The following is a 19,987-nucleotide window of genomic DNA, read 5'->3' on the forward strand; positions in this document are numbered from 1 at the left end:
GCGCTCTTCATCATGGCCTTGAGTTCCTGCTGGCCGGGGTGCATGCGGATCGATTCGGCGAGGTAGCGGTAGCTGTCGCCGTCGTTGGCCACCAGCTTGCCCATCAGCGGCAGCACGTTCAGCGAGTACCAGTCGTAGGGCTTGCGCAGCGGCTCCGCGACCTTGGAGAACTCCAGCACCAGCAAGCGGCCGCCGGGCTTGAGCACACGGCACATCTCGGCCAGCGCGGCCTCCTTGTGCGTCATGTTGCGCAGGCCGAAGGCCACGCTGACGCGGTCGAAGCTGTTGCTGCGCAAGGGCAGGCGCTCGGCATCGCAGGTGGCGGTGGGCAGCGACAGGCCGGCATCGAGCAGGCGGTCGCGGCCGGTGCGCAGCATGGTTTCGTTGATGTCGGTGTGCAGCACCGAGCCCTCGGGGCCGACCTGGGCGGCAAAAGCCTTGGCCAGATCGCCGGTGCCGCCGGCGATGTCCAGCACCTGGTGGCCCGGCTTCACCTGCGCCACCGCAACGGTGTAGGCCTTCCAGGCGCGGTGCAGTCCCATCGACATCAGGTCGTTCATGATGTCGTAGCGCGCGGCGACCGAGTCGAACACACCGCGCACCTTGCGCGCCTTCTCGGTCTCGTCGACGCTCTGGTAGCCGAAGTGGGTCTGGGCCATGGCGGTCTGGACTGCTGGATCAGTGGCCGTGGTGGCCGCAGGAGCCGCCGGCGGGCGCGGCGGCGACAACCGTCGGCGTGTCGCGGTCGGCGCCGGCCTCGGCCAGGCGCTGCAGATAGCGCTGCCAGAGCTCCTGCTGCTGCGAGCCGAGGTGGTGCAGGTACGCCCAGCTGAAGATGCCCGTGCTGTGCCCATCGGTGAAGGTGGGCTGCACGGCGTAATGGCCCACCGCCTCGATGCCGGTGATGCCGACATCGCGCTTGCCGGTCTGCAGGACTTCCTGGCCGGGGCCATGGCCCTGGACTTCAGCGGAGGGGGAATAGACGCGCAGCAGTTCAAATGGAATCCGGAACGACGAACCATCGTCAAAGGCCACCTCGAGCAATCGAGAGGCCTGGTGCAGCGTGAGGTCGGTCGGTTGGGGTGTGGAAACGGGGGCGCGGGCCATGGCGGAGCATTCGAGAAACGGGCCGCTGCAGTGTAGCCCCCGGGCCTGCGGCGGGGCTGCCACCGCGGGCCGGGTGGTGGAGACGGCGACTCAATCAGATCGGCGCCGCAGCATGACAAAAACAATCGCAACAACGGCACCAATCAACAGTGCCCAGATTTCAGATTCCCGCATTTGATCTCCCTCGGCCCGGCGTGACAAAGCTCACGCACTCGGCAATGCAAGGGTTATACCTAGGTCAAACCAGGCCCCAAGAACCAGTTGTTCGCAAATGTTGGTGTCTGCACGCTTCCGCGCGCACCGCCGAAACGCAAAGGCCCCGCAGTGGAGGCACCAAACCATGCTGCGCCGCACCAAAGCATGCGGCGCAATTGCTTACGAACAATGAGGCAAGGGGCTCACACCAGCACCCGCTCGATGCCGCCGGCATTGGCCCGCGCCACGTAGTCCTGCAGCCAGCCTTCACCGAGGATCTTGCGGGCCATCTCGACGACGATGTAGTCGGCTTCGAGCAGGCCGCTGCTCAGGTCGTCTTCGTAGCGGCTCAGGCCCATCAGGCAGCTCGGGCAGGAGGTCAGGATCTTGACGTTCTGCGCCGGCGCCAGCGCGCCCGCGTCGCGCAGCGCAGCTTCGCCCTTGCGGAGTTCTTCTTCCTTGCGGAAGCGGATCTGCGTGGACACGTCGGGCCGCGACATCGCCAGCCCGCCGCTTTCGCCGCAGCAGCGCTTGCTCTCCAGCACGCCGTCGCCGACCAGCGCCTTCACCGTCTTCATCGGCTCCTGCAGCTTCAGCGGGCTGTGGCACGGGTCGTGGTAGAGGTAGCCACCCTGGCCTGCTGCCGGCAAGGTGATCTTCTTCTCCAGCAGGTACTCGTGGATGTCGATGATGCGGCAGCCGGGGAACATGTCCTCGAATTTGTAGCCCTGCAGCTGGTCGTAACAGGTGCCGCAGCTGACCACCACGGTCTTGATGTCCAGGTAGTTCAGCGTGTTGGCCACACGGTGGAACAGCACCCGGTTATCGGTGATGATCTTCTCGGCCTTGTCGAACTGGCCCGAGCCGCGCTGCGGGTAGCCACAGCACAGGTAGCCCGGCGGCAGCACCGTTTGCACGCCGGCATGCCACAGCATCGCCTGCGTGGCCAGGCCGACCTGGCTGAACAGGCGCTCCGAGCCGCAGCCCGGGAAATAGAACACCGCTTCGGTTTCCGAGGTGGTGGCCTGGGGGTCGCGGATGATCGGGACGTAGTCCTTGTCCTCGATGTCCAGCAGCGCGCGGGCGGTCTTCTTCGGCAGGCCACCCGGCATCTTCTTGTTGATGAAGTGGATCACCTGCTGCTTGATCGGCGCCGTGCCCACGGTCGATGGTGGTGCGATGGTCTGCTTGCGCGCGGCGAGCTTCATCACGTCGTGCGCCAGGCGCTGGGCCTTGAAGCTGATGTTCGTCAAGGCATGGCCGATGCGGATGGCCTGCGGGCTGGTGATGCCGATGAAGGCCGATTGCAGCGCAGCCGCCGGTCGGAAGCTCTTCTGCCCCATCTTGCGCAACAGGTTGCGCATGTTCATCGACACGTCGCCGAAATCGATCTTCACCGGGCATGGCGACAGGCACTTGTGGCAGACCGTGCAGTGGTCGGCGACGTCTTCGAATTCTTCCCAGTGCGCCAGGCTGACGCCGCGGCGGGTCTGTTCTTCGTAGAGGAAGGCTTCGACCAGCAGCGAGGTGGCCAGGATCTTGTTGCGCGGGCTGTACAGCAGGTTGGCGCGCGGCACATGGGTCGCACACACCGGCTTGCACTTGCCGCAGCGCAGGCAGTCCTTGATGCTGTCGGCGATAGCGCCGATGTCGCTCTGCTGCATGATCAGCGACTCATGCCCCATCAGCCCGAAGCTGGGCGTGTAGGCATGGCTCAGGTCGGCAGCATGCACGTCGTCGCCCAGCAGCTTCAAGGACGCGCCGCGCAGCAGCTTGCCCTTGTTGAAGCGGCCCTCGGGGTCGATGCGGGCCTTGTAATCGGCAAAGGGCGTGGTTTCTGCGTCGGTCAGGAACTCGAGCTTGGTGATGCCGATGCCATGCTCGCCCGAGATCACGCCGCCCAGGCTGCGTGCCAGCGCCATGATGCGGGCCACCGCCTCGTGGGCGGTTTGCAGCATCTCGTAGTTGTCGGAGTTGACGGGGATGTTGGTGTGCACGTTGCCGTCGCCGGCATGCATGTGCAGCGCCACCCAGACGCGGCCGCGCAGCACCTCCTGGTGGATGCGCTTGCACTCGCCGAGGATGGGCGCGAAGGCCTCGCCGGCAAACAGCGCCTGCAGCGTCTTCAGCACCTGCTGCCGCCAGCTGGCGCGCAGCGTCTTGTCCTGCAGCTGCTCGAAGAAGCTGCGGCCGCCCTCGCCGCCATCCGGCAGGGGAGCGACGTCGAGATTGCTCAGCCAGTGCTGCCACAGCGCGCGCACTTCGCGAACCTCGGCCAAAGCCTGCTGCACTCGGTCCTCCAGCAGCTCGGCGCTGGGGATCTCGCTGGCGTCGTCGGTCTTGCCCAGCGGCAGGCGGCCGGTGGCAAAGAAGGCCTCGAGCCGGTCCAGCAACTGCAGCTTGTTGCGCAGGCTCAGCTCGATGTTGATGCGCTCGATGCCCAGCGTGTACTCGCCCATGCGGTCGAGCGGGATCACCACGTCTTCGTTGACCTTGAAGGCGTTGGTGTGCTTGGCGATCGCCGCGGTGCGCTTGCGGTCGAGCCAGAACTTCTTGCGTGCGTCGGCCGACACGGCAACGAAGCCCTCGCCGCTGCGCGAGTTGGCGATGCGCACCACCTCGCTGGTGGCGCGTGCCACGGCGATTTCATCGTCGCCGACGATGTCGCCGAACAAGGCCATCTTCGGCAGCGTGCCGCGCTTGCTCTTGGTGGCGTAGCCCACCGCCTTCAGGTAGCGGTCGTCCAGGTGCTCCAGCCCGGCCAGGATCGCGCCGCCCTGGCGCGTCTGCTCGAACATGTAGTCCTTGATCTCGACGATCGAGGGCACCGCCTCGCGCGGGTTGCCGAAGAACTCCAGGCACACCGTGCGCACGTGCTTGGGCATGCGGTGCACGATCCAGCGCGCGCTGGTGATCAGGCCGTCGCAGCCTTCCTTCTGGATGCCGGGCAGGCCGGCGAGAAACTTGTCGGTGACGTCCTTGCCCAGGCCTTCCTTGCGGAAGGTGCTGCCGGGAATATCGAGCCGTTCCTTGCGCTCGAGCTTCTGGCCCGAGGCATCGAACCAGCGCAGTTCGAAGCTGGCCATCGGCGCGTCGTGGATCTTGCCGAGGTTGTGATCGAGGCGCAGCACCTCCAGCCACTTGGCATCGGGTGTCACCATGCGCCAGCTGGCCAGGTTGTCGAGCGCGGTGCCCCACAGCACGGCCTTCTTGCCGCCGGCGTTCATCGCCACATTGCCGCCGACGCAGGAAGCCTCGGCCGAGGTGGGATCGACCGCGAAGACATAACCCGCGCGCTCAGCCGCATCGGCCACGCGCTGCGTGACCACGCCGGCACCGGTCCAGATCGTCGGCACCGGCTTGGCGCAGCCGGGCAGGTCGACCAGCTCGACCTCGGTCATCTGTTCGAGCTTCTCGGTGTTGATCACCGCGCTCTTCCAGGTCAGCGGCACCGCGCCGCCGGTGTAGCCGGTGCCGCCGCCGCGCGGAATGATCGTCAGGCCGAGTTCGACGCAGCCCTTCACCAGGCCGGCCATCTCGGCTTCGGTGTCGGGCGTCAGCACGACGAAGGGGTACTCGACGCGCCAGTCGGTGGCATCGGTGACATGCGAGACGCGCGACAAGCCGTCGAACTTGATGTTGTCCTTCTCAGTCTGCTTGCCCAGCACCTTGCGGGCCTTCTGGCGCAGGTCCCACACCGTCGAGAAATGCGTCTTGAAGCGCTCCACGGCCGCGCGGGCCTGCGTCAGCAGTTCGCCGACATGGCTGTCACGCGCCGCATCGGCATCGGGCGTGCGGCGGCGCTCCACTTCGTTGAGCCGGTGGTGCAGCGCGTCGATCAGCAGTTGCCGGCGCTTCGGGTTGTCGAGCAGGTCGTCTTCGAGGTAGGGGTTGCGCTGCACCACCCAGATGTCGCCCAGCACCTCGTACAGCATGCGGGCGGAGCGGCCGGTGCGGCGCTCGTCGCGCAAATGATTCAGCACCTCCCAGGCGCGGGAGCCCAGCAGCCGGATGACGATCTCGCGGTCGGAGAACGAGGTGTAGTTGTAGGGAATTTCGCGCAGGCGCGGAGCGGCTGCGTCGTGTTCGTCGGCGGGCGTCAACGAGGGGATGGCTAGCGGTGCGTTCATGGGTTGACAGGCGCCGGAAGGCATGAAAGGAATGCAGCGTCGCCTGTGACGGCACCTGAGGTGCGATGGTACCGCAGCGCAGCAATGCCTCCGGGTCAGCCCCCGGGTCTGTCCACACCTCGCCGACGGGTTTATCCCGTTGCCCGGCCCGACCTGGATATGACAGAAACGGGGCTGTCACAAAACACGGACACACTGCGCGGCTTTGCCCGCAGTGATTCACGGAGACTTCATGAAATCGACCTTCCGCTTTGTTGCCCTCGCAGCCGCGTTGGCCGCCTGCGCGCTGCCCGCGCGTGCGCAGACCGAGATCCAGTGGTGGCACTCGATGGGCGCCTCGCTGGGCGAATGGGTCAACGACCTCACCAACGAGTTCAATGCCAGCCAGAAGGACTACAAGGTGGTGGCCACCTTCAAGGGCAGCTACGACCAGTCAATGACGGCGGCCATCGCCGCTTTCCGCGCCGGCAACGCGCCGCATGTGCTGCAGGTGTTCGAGGTCGGCACCGCGACGATGATGGCCAGCAAGGGCGCCATCGTGCCGGTGGCGCAGGTGATGAAGGAATCGGGCCTGAAGTTCGACCCGACGGCCTATGTGCCGGCGGTGGCCGGCTACTACACCGCGCCGAACGGCCAGATGCTGAGCCTGCCGTTCAACAGCTCGACGACGATCTTCTACTACAACAAGGATGCGTTCAAGGCCGCCGGCCTGGACCCCGAGAAGGCGCCGGGCACCTGGCCCGAAGTGGCACTGGCCGCGGCCAAGCTGAAGGCCTCCGGGCACAAGTGCCCGTTCACCACCAGCTGGCAGGGCTGGACCCAGCTGGAAAGCTTCTCGGCCTGGCACAACACGCTGTTCGCGACCAAGAACAACGGCTTTGGCGGGCTGGACACGCGGCTGGCGATCAACACGCCGCTGCACCTGCGCCACATCGAGAATCTGGCCAACATGAGCAAGCAGGGCCTGTTCGTCTACAAGGGCCGCGGCAATACGGCGGACGCCACCTTCCCCTCGGGTGAATGCGCGATGTTCACCGGCACCTCGGCGCTCTACGGCAACGTGGCCAAGAACGCCAAGTTCGCCTACGGCATGGCGCCGCTGCCCTACTACCCCGACGTCACCGGCGCGCCGCAGAACACCGTGATCGGCGGCGCCAGCCTGTGGGTCATGTCCGGCAAGAAGGCGGCCGAGTACAAGGGCGTGGCGGCCTTCTTCAACTTCCTGTCCAGCCCCGAGGTGCAGGCCAGGAGCCACCAGCGCACCGGCTACCTGCCGATCACCAAGGCCGCGTTCGAGTTGACCGACAAGAGCGGCTTCTACAAGAAGAACCCCGGCACCGACATCGCCGTGAACCAGATGATCCGCAAGACCACCGACAAGTCGCGAGGCATCCGCCTGGGCAACATGGTGCAGATCCGCACCGTGATCGACGAGGAACTGGAACAGGTCTGGTCCGGCAAGAAGCAGCCGAAGGAGGCGCTGGACTCGGCCGTGCAGCGCGGCAACGAGTTGCTCGATCGTTTCGAGAAGGCGAACAAGGGCTGACTTGACAACAGAAAAACGGGTTCGCTTCAAGTCGCTGTGGTTGCCCTGGGTGCTGTTGGCGCCCCAGGTGATCATCATCGCGGTGTTCTTCTTCTGGCCCGCGGGCCAGGCGCTGCTGCAATCGCTGCAGCAGCAGGATGCGTTCGGCACCAGCGTCGAATGGACCGGGCTGGACAACTTCCGCCGGCTGTTCGGTGATGCCACGTACTTCGAGAGCTTCAAGACCACCGCGGTGTTCTCGGTGCTGGTGGCGGTGATCGGCCTGGGCCTGAGCCTGCTGCTGGCAACCATGGCCGACCGCGTGATCCGCGGTGCGACGACCTACAAGACCCTGCTGATCTGGCCTTATGCGGTGGCGCCCGCGGTGGCCGGCGTGTTGTGGCTGTTCATGTTCGCGCCCAGCATCGGCGTCGTGGCCTGGTACCTGCGTGCGGCCGGCTACGACTGGAACCACTTGCTCAACGGCAACCAGGCGATGGCCTTGATCGTGATGGCCGCGGTGTGGAAGCAGATCTCCTACAACTTCCTGTTCTTCCTGGCCGGACTGCAGTCGATTCCGAAATCGCTGATCGAGGCCGCGGCGATCGACGGCGCACGGCCCTGGCGGCGCTTCTGGACCATCATCTTCCCGCTGCTGTCGCCGACCAGCTTCTTCCTGCTGGTGGTCAACGTCGTCTACGTGTTCCTCGACACCTTCGCGATCGTCGACGCGTCCACCCACGGCGGCCCGGGCAAGGAGACCGAGATCCTGGTCTACAAGCTGTACTACGACGGCTTCAAGGGCCTGGACCTGGGCGGCTCGGCCGCCCAGTCGGTGGTGCTGATGGTGATCGTCGTGGCCTTCACGGTGATCCAGTTCCGTTATGTCGAACGCCGGGTGAACTACTGATGGTCGAACGCGATCGATGGGGCCGCTTCATCTCGCACGCCGTGCTGCTGATCGGCGTGCTGGTGGTGGCGTTCCCGGTCTACCTCACCTTCGTGGCGTCCAGCCACACGGCCCAGGCCATCGTGCAGGCGCCGATGCCGCTGCTGCCGGGTGGCCATTTCTGGGAGAACATCGCCACCGCGCTGTCCGGCGGCGGCGCGCAGGCGGGCAGCAAGGCGCCGGTGGCGCACATGATGTTCGTCAGCCTGGTCACGGCGCTGGGCATCGCGCTGGCCAAGATCACGATCTCGCTGCTGTCGGCCTTTGCGCTGGTGTACTTCCGCTTCCCGTTCAAGGACTTCTTCTTCTGGGCCATCTTCGTCACGCTGATGCTGCCGGTGGAAGTGCGCATCAGCCCGACCTACAAGGTGGTGTCCGATCTGGGCATGCTGAACACCTACGCAGGCCTGATCGTGCCGCTGATCGCCTCGGCCACCGCCACCTTCCTGTTCCGCCAGTTCTTCCTGACCGTGCCCGATGAACTGGTCGAGGCCGCGCGCATGGACGGCGCCGGTCCGCTGCGCTTCTTCAAGGACGTGCTGGTGCCACTGTCGTCGACCTCGATCGCCGCGCTGTTCGTGATCCAGTTCATCTACGGTTGGAACCAGTATCTGTGGCCGCTGCTGGTGACCACCGACGAGAACATGTACCCGGTGGTGCTGGGCATCCAGCGCATGATTTCCGGCGGCGATGCGCAGAACGAGTGGAACCTGATCATGGCCACCGCGCTGATGGCGATGGTGCCACCCGCCGTGGTGGTGATCGGCATGCAGAAGTGGTTCGTCAAGGGCCTGGTCGACACCGAAAAGTAGAAAGCACAACAACACATGGGTTCGATCGTCATCCGCAACGTGGTCAAGCGCTATGGGCGCGGGGCCAAGGCCAACCCCGTGATCCACGGCGTGTCGGCCGACATCGCCGACGGTGAGTTCATCGTCATCGTCGGCCCCTCGGGCTGCGGCAAGAGCACGCTGCTGCGCATGGTGGCCGGGCTGGAGGAAATCAGCGAGGGCGAGATCTCGATCGGCCCGCGCGTGGTCAACGATGTCGAGCCGGCCGACCGCGACATCGCGATGGTGTTCCAGAACTACGCGCTATATCCTCACATGAGCGTGTACGACAACATGGCCTACGGCCTGAAGATCGCGCGCGTGCCCAAGCCCGAGATCGAGACGCGGGTGCAGAAGGCGGCCAAGATCCTGGAACTCGGCGCGCTGCTGGAGCGCAAACCGCGTGAGCTGTCCGGCGGCCAGCGCCAGCGCGTGGCGATGGGCCGCGCCATCGTGCGCCAGCCGCAGGCCTTTCTGTTCGACGAACCGCTGTCCAACCTGGACGCCAAGCTGCGGGCGCAGACCCGGCTGGAGATCCAGAAGCTGCACAACGAGCTTGGCGTCACCTCGCTGTTCGTCACCCACGACCAGGTCGAGGCGATGACGCTGGCGCAGCGCATGATCGTGATGAATGCCGGCCGCATCGAGCAGATCGGCACGCCCGAACAGGTGTACTCCAAACCGGCCACCACCTTCGTGGCCGGCTTCATCGGCTCACCGCCGATGAACCTGATGGCTGGCCAGGGCGACGGCTCGCGCTTCACGCTGGGCGGCACAGCCTTGTCGCTGCCCTCGGCGGCGCCGCGGGCCGGCGCGCTGATCCTCGGGCTGCGGCCCGAACACGCCGAGGTGCAGCCCGAAGGCCGCTGGCCGATGAAGGTGGAGATGATCGAGATGCTGGGCGCCGAACGGCTGATCTACGGCCGGCTGGGTGACGCGCTGTTCACGCTGCGTGTCGATGCCACCTTGACGCCGCCGAAGCTCGGCGAGAGCGTGCGCATCGACGCCCCGCCGGAGCATCTGCACTGGTTCGATGCCGACACGGGCCAACGCGTGGGCTGACCGCCATGCAGCCCTGGCCTTACCCCTTGTGGATCGCCCACCGCGGCGCCGGCAAGCTGGCGCCGGAGAACACGCTGGCGGCCTTCCGCCATGGTGCGTCGTTCGGCTACCGCGCGTTTGAATGCGATGTGAAGCTGTCGGCCGACGAGCTGCCGTTCCTGCTGCACGATGCGACGCTGGAGCGCACCACGCCGCGGCAAGGCGCGGCCAGCGAACTGAGTTGGGACCAGTTGTCGCGGCTGGACGCCGGCGCCTGGCACAGCCCCGCTTACGCCGGCGAACCACTGCCGACGCTGGACGCCATCGCCGCGTACGTGCGTGGCAACGGCTTCCACCTGAACATCGAGATCAAACCGACGCCGGGCCAGGAGTCGCGCACCGGCGAAGTCGTGGCCGCGCACGCACAGCGCTTGTGGGCCGGCGCGGCGGTGCCGCCGCTGCTGAGTTCGTTCCGCCCCGATGCGCTGGCCAGCGCGCGGGCTGCCGCGCCCGATCTGCCGCGCGCGCTGCTGCTCGACACGCTGTGGCCGGGCTGGTTCGACGTGGCGCAGTCGCTGGGCTGCGTGGCGGTGGTCAGCAAGCACACGCTGATGGATGCGTCGCTGCTGCAGATGCTGCACGGCGCCGGCTGGTGCGCGCTGTGCTACACCGTGAATGACGCGGCCGAGGCCGAACGCCTGCGCGCGCTGGGCATCGACGGACTGATCACCGACGCGGTGGATCGCTTTTCGCCGGCGACATAGTTCGACACAATTTCGCCGCGCCCAGGGGATGGCCGTGCGGGTGCCAGACGGGGACACTGCGGCGCGCCGGCCTCGCTGCCCGATCAAAGGCGTGGCGGCGCCCCTTCGTCCAGGAGACTCACGCATGCGCCACCTCGCCCTGTCCCTGCTGCTCGCCGCGCCGATGCTCGCCTCGGCGGCCAATCTGGTCGTCAACGGCAGCTTCGAGGCCGATGCCCAGACGCCCGGCACCTGGTCCATCACGCCGAACATCACCGGCTGGGCCGGCGGGGCCGACGGCGTCGAGATCCGCAACGCCTACGACGGCCTGGCCTACGACGGCGTGAACTTCGTCGAGCTCGACACCTTCACGAACAGTTCGATGTCGCAGGTGCTGCCGACCACGCAGGACCAAGCCTACAGCTTGAGCTTCGCCTACTCACCGCGTGCCGGCACGCCCGCCGGCTCGAACGGCATCGAGGTGCTGTGGGACGGCCAGCTGCTGGCCACGCTGGACGGCACCGGCGCGCCATCCGGCCAGGGCCACCAGTGGGTGCTGCACAGCTTCAACGTCGTCGGCCCGGATGCCAACAGTGCGACGCTGAGCTTCCGCGCCATCGGTACCAGCGATCAGCTCGGCGGCTCGCTGGATGCCGTGTCGGTCAGCGCCGTGCCCGAGCCGGCCAGTGCCGTGCTGGGGCTGACCGGCCTGGGCCTCATGACGTGGGTGTTGCGCCAACGGCGTCGTGCGGATCGGGCAAGCGGCGCACGGTGCGGATGACCTCGCTGCGCCAGGCCATTGCCGCCAGCAGCAGCGCGCCCAGGCCCGAGAACAGCAGGCTGCTGCGCAGCCCGGCATGTTCGCCGAGCCAGCCGCCCAGCAGGGCGCCGGGGCCGGCCGGGATCAGGATCAGCCAGCGCATCGTGCTGGTCATGCGGCCCAGCAGCGGTTCGGGCGTCACCGCCTGGCGCAGCGACAGGAAGTTGATGAACACCAGCACCGCGCCGACGCCGAACAGCATCAGCATCAGCGCAAAGGCCGCAATGCCCCAGGCCCTGGCCTGCACCCATCCCGCCACCAGCGAAGGCAGCACCGCCGGCAGCAGCCAGCCGACGCCGCAGATCGCGAAACCCAGCACCAGCGTCGGCCCGGAGCCCAGGCGCTGGCTGATGCGGTGGCCAAAGATGCTGGCGCTGATCGTGCCCAGCCCTAGGCCGACGTAACACAGGCCGATGGCGTTTTCACCCAGGCCCAGTTCGCGCGTGGCGTAGAGGATCTGCACCACGAGGGCGGCGTTGTGGCACATCTGCCAGCAGCCCACCGCGGTGGCCAGCGCCACCAGCAGACGGTGGCGGCGCACGAAGCGCACGCCCTCTTTCAGGTCGCGCCAGAAGTTCGGCTCCGGGTGAGGCTCGCGCACCTCCACGACACGGATGCCGCGCAGGATGACGGCCGACGTGATCAGCATCACCGCATCGACCAGCAGCGCCACCGGTGCCCCGACCAGCTTGATCAGCGCGCCGGCCAGGCCCGGGCCAGCCACCTCGGCACTGGAATTGGCCAGTGCGTTCTTGGCGTGGGCTTCCACCAGCCGCGTGCGCGGCACCACCTGGGTCAGCACGATCTGCGCCGCGCTGCCGGCGGTGGTGTTGACGGTGCCGATCAGGAAGCCGACGAAATACAGCCAGCCCATCGACAGGCTGCCCAGCCACCAGACCAGCGGCACGCTGGCCACCGCCACGCCGATCGTCAGCTCACCGGCGATGTAGACCGGCAGCTTGCGCACGCGGTCCAGCCACACGCCGGAGGGCAGCGAGAACAGCACGAAGGGCAGGATCTCCAGCGCGGTGAGCCAGCCCATCTGCGTGGGCGTGGCGTGCAGCAGCAGCGCCGCCGTCAGCGGCAGCGCCAGCATCGTGACCTGACCGCCTATCGAGCTGATCAGGATCGATGCGAACAGCCGCCGGTAGACGGCATCGCGCAGCAGATCGGTGGGCGCCAGCGTCAGGTAGTCGCGCAGCGCCGCCACCAGGCGCTGGAATGGCGTGGTCTTCACTTGTCCCCCTGGTTGCTCGGCATGCAGCACCCTCGTGGGGCGCCGGCCGGCGGGCGCTTATTGTGGGGGAAAGTGGCCGATCAAGGGGTCAGGACCTGTAGTCCGCGTTGATGCTGACGTAGTCGTGCGAGAAGTCGCAGGTCCACACCGTGGCGCTGGCCGCGCCGCGGTGCAGGTTCACCCGCACGGTGATCTCGGCCTGCTTCATCACGCGCTGGCCGTCTTCCTCGCGGTAGTCCGGATGGCGGCCGCCCTGGCGCGCGACATGTACCTCGTCGAGATGCAGGTCGATCAGGCCCTGATCGAGGTCGGCGATGCCGGCATAGCCTACCGCACAAAGGATGCGGCCCAGGTTCGGATCGCTGGCGAAGAAAGCCGTCTTGACCAGCGGCGAATGGGCGATGGCGTAGGCGACCAGCCGGCACTCGGCCTCGTCGCAGCCGCCGTCGACCTGCACGGTGATGAATTTCGTCGCGCCTTCGCCATCGCGCACGATGGCCTGGGCCAGCTGCTGTGCCAGCGAGGTGACGGCGGCGCGCAGCGCCTGGCCCTCGGCCGAATCGAGGGACGTGATCTCGGCATGGCCGGCCTGTCGGCTGGCGATCAGCACGAAGGAGTCGTTGGTCGAGGTGTCGCCATCGATGGTGATGCGGTTGAAGCTGGCATCGGCCGCCTCGCGCAACAGCGGCTGCAGCAGCGCCGGGGCGATCACTGCATCGGTGGCGATGAAGCCCAGCATCGTGGCCATGTTCGGCCGGATCATGCCGGCGCCTTTGCTGATGCCGCTGAGCGTGACCGTGCGGCCGCCGATCTGCAGCTGGCGCGACGCGGCCTTGGGCAGCGTGTCGGTGGTCATGATGCCTTCGGCGGCCAGCGCCCAGCCATCGTCGCGGCGCGCGGCCAGCGCGGCGGGCAGGCCGGCCTCGATGCGCTCGACCGGCAGCGTCTCCATGATCACGCCGGTGGAAAACGGCAGCACCTGTTCCGGCGCCACGCCCAGCAGGCCGGCCAGTGCCGCGCAGCTGCGCCGCGCGCGCGCCAGGCCATCGGCGCCGGTGCCGGCATTGGCATTGCCGGTGTTGACGAGGATCGCGCGGATGGCACTGCCGGAGCCGTCACCCGCGTCCAGGTGCTCGCGGCAGACCTGCACCGGCGCGGCGCAGAAGCGGTTCTTCGTGAACACGCCGGCCACCGCACTGCCTTCGGCCAGCGTGACGACGACCAGGTCGCGGCGGTTGGTCTTGCGCACGCCGGCCATCGCGACACCGAGTTGCACGCCCGGCACGGCCAGCAGCTCGGCGGGGTTGGGGGCGGAAAGGTTCACGGGCATGGTCGGCGCCTTCATTCAAGGAAGGCCGCGATTGTAGGAAGCCGCCGCGTTGCCGCGGCTGCCAGGGTGGTGCCTTGCAGCGGCCGCGTCGATCCCAGTCCAAAAAAATCGCGCGGAATTTTAGTCAGGCCGTCGTTGCCGAAACCGCGGGTTTTCAGCGCTCCCCCCGGATCGCGGGGAGCCCTGGCAAACCCCGGTGTGCAGGATGACACGGCGTGACATTCAGCCACCCATAATCAATTTCACTTTCGGGGCGTCACACCGGCAACCGGCGTCTCGAGCTCGAAGCCTTCAGGCCTGCCAGGCGCCACCCGCCGCAGGCCCATCCCGGTGTCGAGATCCCTCATGCCGCCATTCGGGCGCCACAAGTGCCCAAGCTTTCAGGAGTAGAGGATGAAGAAGATGATCGTCAGGCCGATCCTCAGCGCGGTTGCAACAGCGAGCGCGCTGTTCGCGATGCAGGCGCAGGCGCAATCCGTCCCGCAATCGGCTGCCGAAGGCACGCGTCACTGGTTCGTCGAACTGGCGGGGCCGCCGGTGGCCGACGGCACTTCGCTCGCCACGGTGATGGCCGAAAAGGCCGCGTTCCGCCGTGAAGCCGCCGCCGCCGGCGTGCGCTTCACCGAGCGCCGCCAGTTCAACACCTTGTTCAATGGTTTCTCGGTGGCGGTCGATCCGGCCAACCGGCTGAAACTGGCCCGCACCAAGGGCGTGAAGGCGCTGTACCCGGTGGAAGTGGTGGCCCGGCCGGCGGTGGTTGACAGCGGCGACAGCGCACCCGACCTGGTGGCCGCACTGTCGCTGACGGGTGCCGACATTGCACAGAATCAGCTCGGCCTGTCCGGCAAGGGCGTCAAGGTCGGCATCATCGATACCGGCATCGACATCGACCATCCCGCCTTCGGCGGCAGCGGCACGCCCGGCACCACGGCGTTCCCGAACGCCCGCGTGATTGCCGGTTATGACCTGGTCGGCGACAACTACAACTCCAGCGGCACCGGCGACCAGCTGGTCCCGGTGCCCGACGCGATTCCTGACGACTGCGGCGGCCACGGCACGCACGTGGCCGGCATCGTCGGCGCCAACGGCGGCGGCGTGAAGGGCGTGGCACCGCAGGCCTCGCTGGGCATGTACCGCGTGTTCGGCTGCGTCGGCACCACCGATTCGGACGTCATCCTCGACGCGCTGGAACGCGCCTATGCCGATGGCATGCAGGTCATCAACCAGAGCCTGGGCTCGGGCCGCCAGTGGCCGCAGTACCCGACGGCGCAAGCCTCGTCGCGCCTGGTGAACAAGGGCGTCGTGATGGTCGCCTCGATCGGCAACAACGGCCCCGGCGGCAGTTCGCCCGACGCGCTGTACGCGGCCGGCGCGCCCGGTGTCGGCAGCAAGGTGATCGGCGTGGCGTCGTTCGACAACGCGCAGAAGTCCTTCACCGTCGGTGGCACGCCGTATGGCTACAACACCGCCACCGGCGCACCGCTGCCGCCCAGCAGCGGCAGCCTGCCGATGGCCAAGACCGGCACCACCACCACCGCCGACGACGCCTGCGTGGCCCTGCCCGCCGGCAGCCTGGCCGGCCAGGCCGTGCTGATCCGCCGCGGCACCTGCTCGTTCTTCATCAAGGCCTCGAACGTGATGAACGCCGGTGCGGCCGCCGCCGTGCTCTACAACAACGCCGCGGGCGCACTGAACCCGACGGTGGCGGGCACACCGGCGATCACGATTCCGGTGGTGGCCATCACCGCCGAACAGGGCGCGGTGCTGAACGGCCTGATCGCCGCCGGCCCGACCACGCTGACCTGGGGCAGCGAGTACGTGGCCTACCCCTTCGGCACCGGCGGCCTGATCTCGGGCTTCAGCTCCTTCGGCCTGAGTGCCGAGCTGCAATTGAAGCCGAATATCGGCGCGCCGGGCGGCGGCATCCTGTCGACCTACCCGCTGGAACTGGGCGGGACGGCGACGCTGTCAGGCACCTCGATGTCCTCGCCGCATGTGGCCGGCAGCGTCGCGCTGATCCTCGAAGCCAAGCCCACCATCCCGGCCCAGGCGATGGGCGACCGGCTGCAGAACGTGGCCGACCCGAAGAACTGGTCCGGCAATGCGGCGCTCGGCCTGCTCGATCATTCGTTCCGCCAGGGCGCGGGCATGCTCGACATCGTCGGCGTCATCACCGCGACGGCCACCGTGTCGCCGAGCCAGATCTCCACCGGCGAAAGTGCGGCGGGCGCGTATCAGCAGACCGTGACAGTGCGCAACCTGGCGCTGTCGCCGGCCAGCTACGACATCGGCCATGTCGCCGGCGTGGCCAGCGGCCCGAACACGCAAACCGGCGCCTCGTATGCGCTGAGCGGCGTGTTCGACGCCCCGGCAACGGTGACGCTGAGCAAGACCACGCTGAACATTGGCGCGCTGGGCAGCGCGAGCTTCAATGTGACGATCGCGGCCAATGCCGCCTTGCCGGACCGCAGCCTCTACGGCGGCTACATCACGCTGACGCCCAAAGGCGCCGGCACCAAGATGAGCGTGCCCTATGCCGGCTTCAAGGGCGACTACCAGGCCACCCAGGTGCTGACGCCGACGGCGAACGGCTTCCCGTGGCTGGCCAAGCTCTCCGGCTCGAGCTTCACCAACCAGCCGGCCGGCGCCAGCTACACGCTGGCCAATGGCGACATCCCGTACTTCCTGATGCACCTGGACCACATGTCCCGCGAGATCAAGATCGAGGCCTTCGACGCGGTCAGCGGCAAGGCCTGGAACAAGGTCAGCGACGACGAGTACGTGACGCGCAGCGCCACGCCCGGCGGCTTCTTCGCCTACACCTGGGACGGCGTGACCTTCCGCGGATCGTCCGGCAACCCGGGGCAGGTCAAGGACGTGCCGAACGGCCAGTACGTCGTGAAGGTCTCGGTGCTGAAGGCGCTGGGCGACGCGAACAACGCGTCGCACTGGGAGACCTGGACCTCGCCGGTCATCACCATCGCGCGGCCCTGATCAGCAGACGCCGCCGCGATCGCATCGAAGGGGCCCTGCGGGGCCCTTTTTCTTGGGTCCGCGGTGCCCGCTCGATAGAATTGCGCATGGCCCACGCCCTGCAATCGCCGGTCCACCTGTTCGACTACCTCAGCGCCGAGGAAGCCAGCCCGCGGCGTCATGAATACGTGGCAGGCAGCATCCACGCGATGACCGGTGGGACCATGCGGCACAACCGAATCACAGGCAACGCGTTCAAGCTGTTGTCGCTGCGCTTCGACGGCACACCCTGCCAGGTCTTCATCAACGACATGAAGCTGCACGTGCAGGCCGCCGACAGCGTTTACTACCCGGACGTGTTCGTCTACTGCGGCAGTGCGATCGCCGGAGACCAGAAACTGGCCCAAGATGCGGTGCTGATCGTTGAGGTCAGCAGCGACAGCACCGTCGAAATCGACCGCCGCGAGAAGTTGGCGGCCTACCAGAAGCTGCCCGGCATCCAGGCCTACTGGATCGTCAGCCAGACCGAAAAACAGGTGGAACTGCATGCGCGGGATGCCACCGGACGTTGGCAAGCGATGGCGTACACCGGGGACGACCACCTGCCGGTCGCGGGCTCCGCGGACGAACCGGTGCCGCTGGCCCAGCTCTACGCCGGCACCGACCTGGCCTGAAGCGCCTGCGGCGAGATCGCCGCAAACATCACCATGTCGCACAGCCCGCCCTGCGGGTCGCGCTCATAGGCCTGCAGCAGACCTTCGCGCTGCATGCCCAGCGCTTGCGCAAACGCCAGGGCACGCGCATTGCGCGCATCGCTCAGCGCATGGATGCGCGCCAAGCCGAGCGAGAAGCCCAGGTCCATCACCGCCAGCACGGCTTCGCGCATCAGGCCCTGGCCGGCGTGGGCTTCATCGCCGACATAACCGACCTCGCAGCGCGGCGCTTCGAAGTCGAAGGTGTGCAGGTCGATGCGGCCGACGTAGCGACCCGTGCCGTGATGGAAGGCGTTGTAGATCACGCATTCGCCGCTGTCGAACAGCGCGGCGCCACGCTGGCAGAACTGCAGCGCCCAGGCCAGGTCGCGTTCCAGCTGGCCCCAGCCGACGAATCGCAGCGCCGGCAGCGTGCGCAGCAGGCTGTCGACGAAGGCCGGCGCATGGGCCTCGCGCGGGGACTCCAGCCGCAGCCGCGGCGTGAGCAGCTCGCGCGGCGCAGCGATCAGATCGTGGCGATCCATCGCGCGCGCCGTTGAACCTTGTCAGGCCAAACGCCCGTGGCAGGCCTTGTACTTCTTGCCGCTGCCGCAGGGGCAGGGGTCGTTGCGCCCGACACGCGGCACGGCATCGGCCAGGGTCGCGGTATCACCTTCCTCGCTGACGCTGCCGTCCTCGTTCGGATGGGTGTAGGTCACGTTGCTGACATGGCTGACACGGTCCTCGATCGCCTCGGCGGCCTGCGTCACCTGCTCCTGGCTCTGGATGCGCACGGTCATCAGCACCCGCGTGACTTCCATCTTCACCAGGTCCAGCAACTGCGAGAACAGCTCGAAGGCTTCGCGCTTGTATTCCTGCTTCGGGTTCTTCTGCGCATAGCCGCGCAGGTGGATGCCCTGGCGCAGGTAGTCCAGCGCGGCCAGGTGCTCGCGCCAGTGGGTGTCGATCGACTGCAGCAGCACCATGCGCATGAACGGGTTGAACTGCTCGAGGCCGACGACCGCGGTCTTGGCTTCGAACTGCGCATTGGCGGCGGCGACGACCTTCTCGACCAGGTCTTCGTCGGTGATCGCGTCGCTGCTGGCCACTTCGGCCTGCAGCGGCACTTCCAGCTGCCACTCCTCGGTCAGCGCCGTCTCCAGCGCCGGCAGGTCCCACTGCTCTTCGACGCTTTCGGCCGGCACCCACGTGCGCACCACCTCGGTCAGCGCGCTCTTGCGCAGGTTGGTGATCTGCGCCAGCACCGATTCCGATTCGAGGATCTCGTTGCGCTGCTGGTAGATGACCTTGCGCTGGTCGTTCGAGACGTCGTCGTATTCGAGCAGCTGCTTGCGGATGTCGAAGTTGCGCGCCTCGACCTTGCGCTGCGCGCCTTCGATGCTGCGGCTGACGATGCCGGCCTCGATGGCCTCGCCCTCGGGCATCTTCAGCCGGTCCATGATCGCGCGCACGCGGTCGCCGGCGAAGATGCGCATCAGCGGGTCTTCCAGCGACAGGTAGAAGCGTGACTGCCCCGGGTCGCCCTGGCGGCCGGCGCGGCCGCGCAGCTGGTTGTCGATGCGCCGGCTTTCGTGGCGCTCGGTGGCGATGATGCGCAGGCCGCCGGCGGCCTTGACCTGGTCGTGCAGGCCCTGCCATTCGTCGTGCAGCTGCTGGATGCGGCGCGCCTTCTCGTCGGCGGCAATCGCCTCGTCGGCCTCGATGAACTGCACCTGCTTCTCGACGTTGCCGCCGAGCACGATGTCGGTGCCGCGGCCGGCCATGTTGGTGGCGATCGTGATCACGCCCGGGCGGCCCGCCTGCGCGATGATCTCGGCCTCTTTGGCGTGCTGCTTGGCGTTGAGCACCTGGTGCGGCAGCTTGGCCTGCGTCAGCAGCCCGGAGATCAGCTCCGAATTCTCGATCGAGGTCGTGCCCACCAGCGTCGGCTGGCCCTGCTGGTGGCAGCTGCGGATGTCCTCCAGCACCGCGTTGTACTTTTCGCGCGCGGTCTTGTAGATCAGGTCCAGCTCATCCTTGCGGATGGTCGGCCGGTTCGGCGGGATCACCACGGTTTCCAGGCCGTAGATCTCCTGGAACTCGTAGGCCTCGGTGTCGGCGGTACCGGTCATGCCGCCGAGCTTGCCGTACATGCGGAAGTAGTTCTGGAAGGTGATCGAGGCCAGCGTCTGGTTCTCGCTCTGGATCGCCACCTTCTCCTTGGCCTCGACGGCCTGGTGCAGGCCGTCGCTCCAGCGGCGGCCGGTCATCAGGCGGCCGGTGAACTCGTCGACGATGATGATCTCGCCGTTCTGCACCACGTAGTGCTGGTCGCGGTGGTACAGGTGGTTGGCCCGCAGCGCCGCATAGACGTGGTGCATCAGCGTGATGTTGGCCGCGTCGTACAGGCTCGCG

At 67.3% G+C, this 19,987-nt stretch carries 15 protein-coding genes; 8 read left to right on the forward strand and 7 right to left on the reverse strand.

The features are described from left to right. The 3 genes from VLK61_RS07760 to VLK61_RS07770 all read right to left on the reverse strand — a co-directional run. On the reverse strand, positions 1 to 659 hold a 659-nt coding region (locus VLK61_RS07760; protein WP_325419857.1), incomplete at its 3' end, for a class I SAM-dependent methyltransferase. Positions 660 to 678: 19 nt separating this feature from the next. Next, on the reverse strand, positions 679 to 1,107 hold the full coding sequence (locus tag VLK61_RS07765; RefSeq protein ID WP_325419859.1) for a DUF971 domain-containing protein: 429 nt from the start codon (positions 1,105 to 1,107) through the stop codon (positions 679 to 681). 398 nt (positions 1,108 to 1,505) lie between these two features. Beyond that, positions 1,506 to 5,432, reverse strand: a complete 3,927-nt coding sequence (locus VLK61_RS07770; RefSeq protein ID WP_325419861.1) for an FAD/FMN-binding oxidoreductase — start codon at positions 5,430 to 5,432, stop codon at positions 1,506 to 1,508. A gap of 232 nt (positions 5,433 to 5,664) precedes the next feature. Between VLK61_RS07770 and ugpB the strand changes: the two genes are divergently transcribed. The 6 genes from ugpB to VLK61_RS07800 all read left to right on the forward strand — a co-directional run bounded on the left by ugpB (position 5,665) and on the right by VLK61_RS07800 (position 11,301). Then, on the forward strand, positions 5,665 to 6,978 hold the full coding sequence (ugpB, locus tag VLK61_RS07775; RefSeq protein WP_325419863.1) for a sn-glycerol-3-phosphate ABC transporter substrate-binding protein UgpB: 1,314 nt from the start codon (positions 5,665 to 5,667) through the stop codon (positions 6,976 to 6,978). A 1-nt stretch (position 6,979) separates the two neighbouring features. After that, positions 6,980 to 7,867, forward strand: a complete 888-nt coding sequence (ugpA, locus tag VLK61_RS07780; RefSeq protein WP_325419865.1) for a sn-glycerol-3-phosphate ABC transporter permease UgpA — start codon at positions 6,980 to 6,982, stop codon at positions 7,865 to 7,867. Next, positions 7,867 to 8,718 (forward strand): sn-glycerol-3-phosphate ABC transporter permease UgpE, encoded by an 852-nt coding sequence (gene ugpE / locus VLK61_RS07785; RefSeq protein WP_325419867.1) that lies wholly within the window; start codon positions 7,867 to 7,869, stop codon positions 8,716 to 8,718. Before ugpA ends, ugpE begins: the two co-directional genes overlap by 1 nt. A 15-nt stretch (positions 8,719 to 8,733) precedes the next feature. Then, on the forward strand, positions 8,734 to 9,798 hold the full coding sequence (locus VLK61_RS07790; RefSeq protein WP_325419869.1) for a sn-glycerol-3-phosphate import ATP-binding protein UgpC: 1,065 nt from the start codon (positions 8,734 to 8,736) through the stop codon (positions 9,796 to 9,798). Positions 9,799 to 9,803: 5 nt separating this feature from the next. Then, a complete protein-coding gene (gene ugpQ, locus VLK61_RS07795) occupies positions 9,804 to 10,541 on the forward strand; it encodes a glycerophosphodiester phosphodiesterase (protein WP_325419871.1) in 738 nt (245 codons plus the stop codon). Between the two features lie 124 nt (positions 10,542 to 10,665). Next, positions 10,666 to 11,301 carry a PEP-CTERM sorting domain-containing protein gene (locus VLK61_RS07800; RefSeq protein WP_325419873.1) on the forward strand — a complete coding sequence of 212 codons (636 nt, stop codon included), beginning with the start codon at positions 10,666 to 10,668 and terminating at the stop codon, positions 11,299 to 11,301. Here the strand turns inward: VLK61_RS07800 and VLK61_RS07805 are convergent. After that, positions 11,237 to 12,577, reverse strand: a complete 1,341-nt coding sequence (locus VLK61_RS07805) for an MFS transporter (protein ID WP_325419875.1) — start codon at positions 12,575 to 12,577, stop codon at positions 11,237 to 11,239. The genes VLK61_RS07800 and VLK61_RS07805 overlap by 65 nt on opposite strands. A gap of 88 nt (positions 12,578 to 12,665) precedes the next feature. Beyond that, on the reverse strand, positions 12,666 to 13,907 hold the full coding sequence (argJ, locus tag VLK61_RS07810) for a bifunctional glutamate N-acetyltransferase/amino-acid acetyltransferase ArgJ (protein WP_325419877.1): 1,242 nt from the start codon (positions 13,905 to 13,907) through the stop codon (positions 12,666 to 12,668). Positions 13,908 to 14,300: 393 nt separating this feature from the next. Between argJ and VLK61_RS07815 the strand changes: the two genes are divergently transcribed. Together VLK61_RS07815 and VLK61_RS07820 are read left to right on the forward strand one after the other, a co-directional pair. Next, the gene (locus VLK61_RS07815; protein WP_325419879.1) at positions 14,301 to 16,901 is read left to right on the forward strand and encodes a S8 family peptidase; all 2,601 of its coding nucleotides are present in this window, start codon (positions 14,301 to 14,303) and stop codon (positions 16,899 to 16,901) included. 86 nt (positions 16,902 to 16,987) lie between these two features. Then, positions 16,988 to 17,554, forward strand: a complete 567-nt coding sequence (locus VLK61_RS07820; protein WP_325419881.1) for a Uma2 family endonuclease — start codon at positions 16,988 to 16,990, stop codon at positions 17,552 to 17,554. On the opposite strand, the gene VLK61_RS07825 is transcribed toward VLK61_RS07820, so the two are convergent. Together VLK61_RS07825 and secA are read right to left on the reverse strand one after the other, a co-directional pair. Then, entirely contained in the window at positions 17,530 to 18,117 is a 588-nt protein-coding gene (locus tag VLK61_RS07825; protein ID WP_325419883.1) for a GNAT family N-acetyltransferase, read from the reverse strand. The genes VLK61_RS07820 and VLK61_RS07825 overlap by 25 nt on opposite strands. Positions 18,118 to 18,138: 21 nt before the next feature. Beyond that, positions 18,139 to 19,987: preprotein translocase subunit SecA (gene secA / locus VLK61_RS07830; RefSeq protein WP_325419885.1), on the reverse strand; the 1,849-nt coding region annotated here is incomplete at its 5' end.

The organism is Aquabacterium sp. (assembly GCF_035476535.1).
GTDB lineage: Bacteria > Pseudomonadota > Gammaproteobacteria > Burkholderiales > Burkholderiaceae_C > Pseudaquabacterium.